This window comes from Nostocoides australiense Ben110, assembly GCF_001050535.1.
Classification (GTDB): Bacteria; Actinomycetota; Actinomycetes; order Actinomycetales; family Dermatophilaceae; genus Nostocoides_A; species Nostocoides_A australiense.
In genome coordinates, this window is the sequence record NZ_HG764815.1 from 1,084,040 (window position 1) to 1,090,456 (window position 6,417).

Annotated in this window: 7 protein-coding genes, 1 tRNA gene and 1 pseudogene; 5 read left to right on the plus strand and 4 right to left on the minus strand. The window is 69.7% G+C overall.

All coding sequences use genetic code 11. The features are described 5' to 3' along the window. Positions 1–14 precede the first annotated feature (14 nt). The 4 genes from BN11_RS05240 (at position 15) to BN11_RS05255 (ending at position 2,799) form a co-directional block, all read left to right on the plus strand. A complete protein-coding gene (locus tag BN11_RS05240) occupies positions 15–446 on the plus strand; it encodes a single-stranded DNA-binding protein (protein ID WP_048695386.1) in 432 nt (143 codons plus the stop codon). 12 nt (positions 447–458) lie between these two features. After that, positions 459–1,040: a hypothetical protein gene (locus BN11_RS05245; protein WP_157043979.1), complete on the plus strand. Its 582-nt coding sequence runs from the start codon at positions 459–461 to the stop codon at positions 1,038–1,040. Between the two features lie 116 nt (positions 1,041–1,156). Next, positions 1,157–1,456, plus strand: coding sequence for a hypothetical protein (locus BN11_RS05250; RefSeq protein WP_048695389.1), 300 nt, complete (start codon positions 1,157–1,159; stop codon positions 1,454–1,456). After that, positions 1,456–2,799 carry a hypothetical protein gene (locus tag BN11_RS05255; RefSeq protein ID WP_048695392.1) on the plus strand — a complete coding sequence of 448 codons (1,344 nt, stop codon included), beginning with the start codon at positions 1,456–1,458 and terminating at the stop codon, positions 2,797–2,799. The genes BN11_RS05250 and BN11_RS05255 overlap by 1 nt, the downstream gene beginning before the upstream one ends. 139 nt (positions 2,800–2,938) lie before the next feature. Here BN11_RS05255 and BN11_RS05260 read toward each other — a convergent pair whose 3' ends face one another. The 3 genes from BN11_RS05260 to BN11_RS05270 all read right to left on the minus strand — a co-directional run bounded on the left by BN11_RS05260 (position 2,939) and on the right by BN11_RS05270 (position 4,703). Continuing rightward, entirely contained in the window at positions 2,939–4,051 is a 1,113-nt protein-coding gene (locus tag BN11_RS05260) for a site-specific integrase (RefSeq protein WP_162213164.1), read from the minus strand. 161 nt (positions 4,052–4,212) lie between these two features. Then, positions 4,213–4,470: a helix-turn-helix transcriptional regulator gene (locus BN11_RS05265; RefSeq protein ID WP_048695399.1), complete on the minus strand. Its 258-nt coding sequence runs from the start codon at positions 4,468–4,470 to the stop codon at positions 4,213–4,215. A gap of 157 nt (positions 4,471–4,627) precedes the next feature. After that, positions 4,628–4,703: transfer RNA gene (locus BN11_RS05270), tRNA-Ala, on the minus strand. A gap of 115 nt (positions 4,704–4,818) precedes the next feature. On the opposite strand from BN11_RS05270, the gene BN11_RS05275 reads away from it, so the two are divergent. Next, a complete protein-coding gene (locus tag BN11_RS05275) occupies positions 4,819–6,000 on the plus strand; it encodes an AI-2E family transporter (RefSeq protein ID WP_235435374.1) in 1,182 nt (393 codons plus the stop codon). Between the two features lie 3 nt (positions 6,001–6,003). Here the strand turns inward: BN11_RS05275 and BN11_RS05280 are convergent. Continuing rightward, a pseudogene (locus tag BN11_RS05280) lies at positions 6,004–6,417 on the minus strand (hypothetical protein); the annotation flags it as partial.

A 6,417-nucleotide genomic window follows, 5' to 3' on the forward strand; every position in this document is an offset into this window, starting at 1 on the left:
CCAGGAGTCAGCCCATGTCGATTCCCACCCAAATGAGCCTCCAGGGGTTCATCGCTACCGCGCCGGAACTCACCTTCACCGGCAAGGGCCACCCGCGGTTCTACTGCCGGGTCGGCATCGAGCAGCACCGCAAGGAGGTCGACGGGTCCTTCACCAAACTCGACCCGGTCTACTGCGACCTGGTGATGTTCGACCGGTCGGCCGAGCGCGCCTACCCAAGGTTCAAGCCCGGCGACCAGATCGTCGCCTCGGGCTACATCCACGAGTACGAACAGGACCGCCCCGGCGGCCGCAGCGAGATCCGTGAGCAGTTCGTCGCCCGCCGCATCGGGCACGACTGCGCCCGGACCCGCTACGTCGTCGACCGCACCCCGGCCCAGCAGCCCGACCCGCCGACCAACGAGCTCACGGTGGTCAACGAGCCTGCACGGGCTGCCAGCATCTGAGCAGGGCCAGTGATGATGACCCACGTCGAAGACCCTCAGCAGTCGCTGCTCGACCCTGACTACGACGGCAGTGACCTGGCGGAGTACGGCGATCCCGAGCAGTTCGGGAGCGCCGACTTCGACAACGACCGGCCGCTACGGCCGATCAACTGGAACCTGCTGAGCGCCGACGAGGCCCTGGTCGAGTGGCTGGACCTCAACGGCTGGGTCACCTGGCTTCGGCTGTCCTACGGGCTCCCGCCGACCGTGGTCCCGCCGTACTGGCATCGCCACGACGAGCTGGTGTGGGAACTCTCCGCGCTCCACACCCACTGGCTCAACGCTTACGACACCGAGGGCTCACCGTCTGGGCCGATCGGGTGGCACCGCGACTTCGCTGAGGCCCGCAACCGGCTCCGGGAATGGGTCTCGACCGCCGGCTGCCGCCTCGATCGGGACCGGCCGACCAGGCAGACCACCTGGCCGGGGGAAACGCCGATCGAGACCGGTCCGGAAGTTGGGATCGTGGACCGGAACGCCGACTTCCACCAGTTCGTGGCCGACGACGTCGCCGCGCGCCGGCGGATCGAGGAGCAGGTCCGCGCCGCCTCGTAGCGCTGCACAACAGCCTGAATCTCAAGGGGCTCCACAGCCAGAGCAACCCAGCCGGCGCTTCCCGGACACCGGGATGACGGTGAACGGGATGCCACCCCCGAACGGAAGGACTCATCATGTTGCTCGCCCATGCAGCCACCCTCGCCGGGGCCCGCTCCTACCTCGCCGCGCTGGCCGATCACGCCCGGGCCGTCGAGGCGTCCTCGGCCTACGAACGGACCCTCATTGAGCTGGACTGGGTCCACGGCGACGACACCCCCGCCCTGGACACCGCCGGCATCACCCACGACCGCGACATCGTGATGGGTCTCGCCGTTTCCGCGGTGCAGCAGCTCGCTGACTACGGCGTCGATGCCCTCCACATCGAGCTGGTCCTGGCCTCCCTCGCCGACGCCCACGCGCTGGATGAGCCCTGATGTACGGCGAGAACGGCGCCCTCCTACGAGCAGAGCTGGCCTCGCTGCTCACCCAGCACCGCGTCCAACTCCGCATCGGAGGCGACGGCACCCACAGCGTCCCGATCACGACCACCGACGCCGAACGCCGCCAGATCGGGGACCAGATCGGCCGCTACCGGCAAGCCGCACTGCTGTGGTGCCGACAGGCCACCCGCGCCGTCGCACCACACACCGCCAGCAATCTGAACCCCGGGCAGCCCAACCCGTTCCGGCTACCCAGCCTCGACCACGGCGCCCTGGGAGCGTTGGCCTTGGCACTCGACCAGGCCATCGACGCATCCAGCGCCCGGCTCCCCACCATGGAGGAGCTGACCACCCCACAGGACCTGCCGATGGTCGAGCACTGGCGCCAGGTCGCCCGCGCCGCCGCACTCGGCGAGCACGACTTCGACGCCGGACTCCGCCGAGACAGCCTGGATGCCCGGCAGACCCACACCCTGATCGGCGACATCGCCGCCACCGTCCGCGCGCTGGTCGTGCTCGACCAGCGCTACTCCAACATCCCCAGCTGGGAGAAGCTCCACCGCGGTGAACGGCTCGGCTGGGCCGCGCTGGCCTGCGCCCTGGACGCCAGCCTCGAACCACCCGACTACGCCCTCGACGCGCGCGGCTGGCGCCCCAATGCCAAGGTCATCACCGGTCCCGCCAAACCCGGCCTGCCCGGGGTGCTCCAAGCCGAGCACAACCTCACCATCCGGATGAAGTCCTTCCCCAGCGCGATGAACCTGCGGCTCGTGGTCGACTCCCAACGACTCCTCTCCGCAGGACTCGCGCCGCTGGCCGCGAAGACCGACACCAACCTCGAACAGGCCTGGCTCACCCGCGCGCAGACCTACCTCGACCTCCAACACCAGCTGCGCAACATCGGCGGCCGCGTCGGAACCGGCGGGCTCGCGGTCACCGAAGCCGCCAACGCCGTCAGCCGACTCAAGACCATCCGCCGCGACGCCGACCTCGACCCCCGCGCCCTGCACGCCTTCACCACCCTCTTCGCCAGGCTCGATGCCCGGATCGCCGACATCATCGAGGCCGGCATCAGGCGCAACGGCTACTTCACCCGCGTCACCATGCCGCGCATCGTGGAGAACAGCGGCCAGCTGGTCGCCCCACCCCGGCACCGCTACCTCCCCCTGGCCGAGGGCGACCACGCCGCCATCATCGGGCTGGTGCGCGACCGCCTCCGCCCCCCACCGGAACCACCTGCTGCGCCAGCGGGTGCGGCGCGGAGCCGGGCCGAACTGCACTCCGCGATCGTGCATCAACCCGGAACCGGAACGACCGGACCCTCACTCTCGATGTGATGCTCAGGCGCTGAGCGCTATCGCCTCGTACCATGGTCGATCTTCAGCTTGTCGAGTGCCGACGGCTTGGATTGGGGCACGCTCGATCTGTATCTCCACAGCCCCCGGAACGTGAGCCCAAATCGGAGCCGCCGGAACGTTAGGCAACCGCATCGTCATCGCCTTCACAGTCGATCGCGGCCATCAACTCTTCCTCCCGGTCCGCCGGACGGTTCGCCAGCAACGAGCCGTCCGGCTCGGCCGGCCGCAACGTCCGTTGCAGGTGCGCGGCGGGAGTCATGTCGACCGAACGATCAGGCTCGATGTAGTGACCTTCGGTGATGGCAGTGGACGTGTGCCCCAGGAACGACGCGGCAGCCTCGGTCCCGACCGCCCGGGCAATCACGGTTGCCCCGGTGCGTCGGTACCACCGCAAACTGATGCCGGTGTCGGGGAGCCCCGCAAGGAGGAGGAACTCTCGGAACGTGCGGCGCACGTTGTAGGGGCTGAGCGGGCCTCCCGTGCGGTTGGCGAAGATCGTCCGGGTCGGTCCGCTGCCTCGTAGATCCGCCGTTCGTCGCCGGAGGACGACGGCGGCGAATTCAGGCACGGGGATGCGCCTGATCGACGCGTCGGTCTTGGGTCGGTCTTGGCGCTCGGCTCCGTTGCCTCTGCGCTGTACGACGGTGCCGTTGATGTTGGCGATCATCCCCGAAGGCAGATCTTCGATGTCGCAGGGGCGCAGCGCCAGGACCTCGCCGGTGCGCATGGCAGTCCCCAGCAGGATCTCGATGATGTCGCGGACCTGGCCGTCGGGCCTGGGGCCGGGCAGGCCGGGCTGGGTGCGCCACGTGGCGGCCGCGCTGCGGATCGCGGTGATCTGGTCGATCGTCAGCGCCTGAGGCGTCGTCTTGCTCCGCCGCAGCTGCGAGGTGCCTTCAACTGGGTTGCGGCTGACGGCGTCGTGCCGGAGCGCGTAGCCGAAGAGCATGTTCAACAGCGTCCGGGCCTGTTTGGCTTGGGAGGCCGATGCCTTCGCCTGGCGCGAGAGGAACCACTCGACCCGGCCGGTGGTCACCTCAGCCAAGGTGAAGTGCTCGAACGCGGGTCGGACATGTAGCCGGAGGCAGGCCCGGTAGTTTTCCTTCGTGTTCGGGGCGAGGTCGCGCAGTTCCAGGTCCGCCACCCACAGGTCGGCCAGGTCGCGGAACGGGCTGGTCGTACGCAGGACGCCGGCGCTCGGCAGCGAGGGCCGTTCGCGGATCCGCTCCAAGAGCCGAGCCCGCGCAGCGGAGGCCGACGCGGCAGTGGCGCGAACCTCGCGCAGTTGTCCGTCGAGGTCACGGACTCGAGTGCGCGCGACGACCCGGGTCCCCGACCTCCGGGTGCTGATTGCGCCGTGCGTCCCAACCGGCAGCCGGGGCCGTCCGCCGGTCATCGGACGTCCGCCGGGTGGCGGTCGGCATCGGCTTCCTCCATCCGCTCGAGCCAGGCGTGCACCTCGCAGAGGCGGAACCGCAGTTCCCGACCGACCCGGAAGCCACGAGGCCCCCGCCCCTGGTTGCGCAGATCGTAAAGAGTCTGCACGCTGACGCCGAGGTGGGCGGCCAGTTGAGACGTCGTGAAGACGGGGCCGAGCCCGTCCCCTGCGGAGGCTTCGATACCGGGCTGGTGGCATGTAACGGTGTCCATGACGAATAGGTGCGCACGGGCCGCCGAGAGAGGTCGAGACGAGACCAGGGCGCCCGAGAGGCAGCTCCCTCGGGGCGAGTAAATGGGGAGTTTCTGGTGACTTGCCACTCCGTCCTCCTGAGTTCAGGATCCGGACATGGCCTCTGACCAGCGGGTTTGGTGGAGCTGAGGGGATTCGAACCCCTGACCTTCTCATTGCGAACGAGACGCGCTACCAACTGCGCCACAGCCCCAGATGCGTAGGAAACCTTAACACCGGGCCAGGCGGCATACCGAATCGGGCACGATCGCGGCAGCGGGCCGCATACAGGCGGGGCAGCGGGTGGGGCGAGGGCCTACGGTATGGGCGTGAGCGAGCCGCATACGGAACCCGGAAGCGCCGTGCCCAAGGGGGTGCGCGATGCCAGCGAATGGGCGTGGCGCTTCCTGCTCATCGCGGCGGCACTGGCCCTGTTCGGCTTCCTCATCGGGCACTTGTCGGAGATCGTCGTGCCCATCATCGTCGCCCTGCTGCTCGCGGCCCTGCTCCACCCGCTCTTCTGGCGCCTCGACCAGCATCTGCCACGCGGGCTCGCCGCGGCCATCACCGTGCTCGGCACCCTGGCGGTGCTTTCCGGGCTGATGACCTTCGTCGGCAGCCAGTTCGCCGAGCAGCTGCCGGACATGACCGACCAGGTCGGTGAGGGAATCGACCAGATCCGCACCTGGATCCGCGACACCTTCAATATCTCCGACAGCCAGTTCAGCGAGTACTTCCAGAAGGCCCGCGAGGCGCTCAGCAACAGCAGCAGCGACCTCGGCGGGACGGCGGCCAAGTTCGGCCTGACGGCCACGCACGTCGTCGCAGGCTTCTTCATCTCGATGTTCGCGCTCTTCTTCTTCCTGCTCGAAGGCCCGCACATCTGGGCGTGGGTGGTCCGGCTCTTCCCGCGCTCGGCTCGCGCCCGCGTCGCCTCGAGCGGCGAGATCGCCTGGGGGCAGCTGAAGGCCTTCTGCAAGGCCACCATCCTCGTCGCCGCGGTCGACGCGACCGGCATCGGCATCGGCGCCGCCATCCTGCGCGTGCCCTTCGCCAGCGGCATCGCGCTGCTGGTCTTCCTCGGAGCCTTCGTCCCCGTCGTCGGTGCCCTCATGAGCGGCATCGTCGCCGTGCTGCTGGCACTCGTCGCGCTGGGGCCGGTCCAAGCCCTGATCATGCTCGGCATCGTCATCGCCGTGCAGCAGATCGAGAGCCACGTGCTGCAGCCCTTCCTGCTCGGCCGGGCCGTGCGCGTCCACCCGCTCGCCGTGATCTTGTCCATCGCGGCCGGCGTCATCGTCTGGGGCATCGTCGGCGCCCTGATCGCCGTGCCCGTGGCGGCTGTCGTCAACGCCGTCGGGCATCACCTCCTCGCGGACGACGAACCGGCTCCGGACGAGGCCGAAGATCTGCTGCCCGCGGGCGAGCGAGCCCAGGTCGACGGCGAGGTCGCCGCAGCGGATGCCCGGGCTCGGCAGGCCGCCGCCGACGACGCGCTCGGGAGCGAGTGAGCCTCAGCCCGACAGGCGGGCGCGCTCGGCGTACTCGCTCAGGTCGGTGACATCCCCGCTGAACGGGCTGGCCACATCGTCGTCCTCGTCTCCGAGGATCTCCTCGGCCGGGACGGCCTTGGCCTTCAGCGTGTAGGTCGGGGGCGGCACCGGCACCGGGTTCCACCCTTCCGCCGCGGCCCGCGCCCGGGCGGACTCGGCCTCGGCCTCTTCGATCGCCGCCAGGTCGTAGAGGGTCTCGCGGGCAACCGGGGTCTCTTGGACCGTCGCGGGGGCATCGGCGGTGTCATCGCCGACGGTCTCGACACGCCCGCCGGCGGTTGCCTGGGCGACCCGTGCCGGAGGCTGCGCGGCCCGACGCTGGACCGGCCGCTGGGTCGTGGTTGCGGGGCGCTGCATCGTCGGGCGGGCCGGGGC

Bases quoted from the DNA above. Each gene is read 5' to 3' on its own strand.
- BN11_RS05240 (WP_048695386.1), top strand. From the start codon at position 15: ATGTCGATTCCCACCCAAATGAGCCTCCAGGGGTTCATCGCTACCGCG.
- BN11_RS05245 (WP_157043979.1), top strand. From the start codon at position 459: ATGATGACCCACGTCGAAGACCCTCAGCAGTCGCTGCTCGACCCTGAC.
- BN11_RS05250 (WP_048695389.1), top strand. From the start codon at position 1,157: ATGTTGCTCGCCCATGCAGCCACCCTCGCCGGGGCCCGCTCCTACCTC.
- BN11_RS05255 (WP_048695392.1), top strand. From the start codon at position 1,456: ATGTACGGCGAGAACGGCGCCCTCCTACGAGCAGAGCTGGCCTCGCTG.
- BN11_RS05265 (WP_048695399.1), bottom strand. From the start codon at position 4,470: ATGGACACCGTTACATGCCACCAGCCCGGTATCGAAGCCTCCGCAGGG.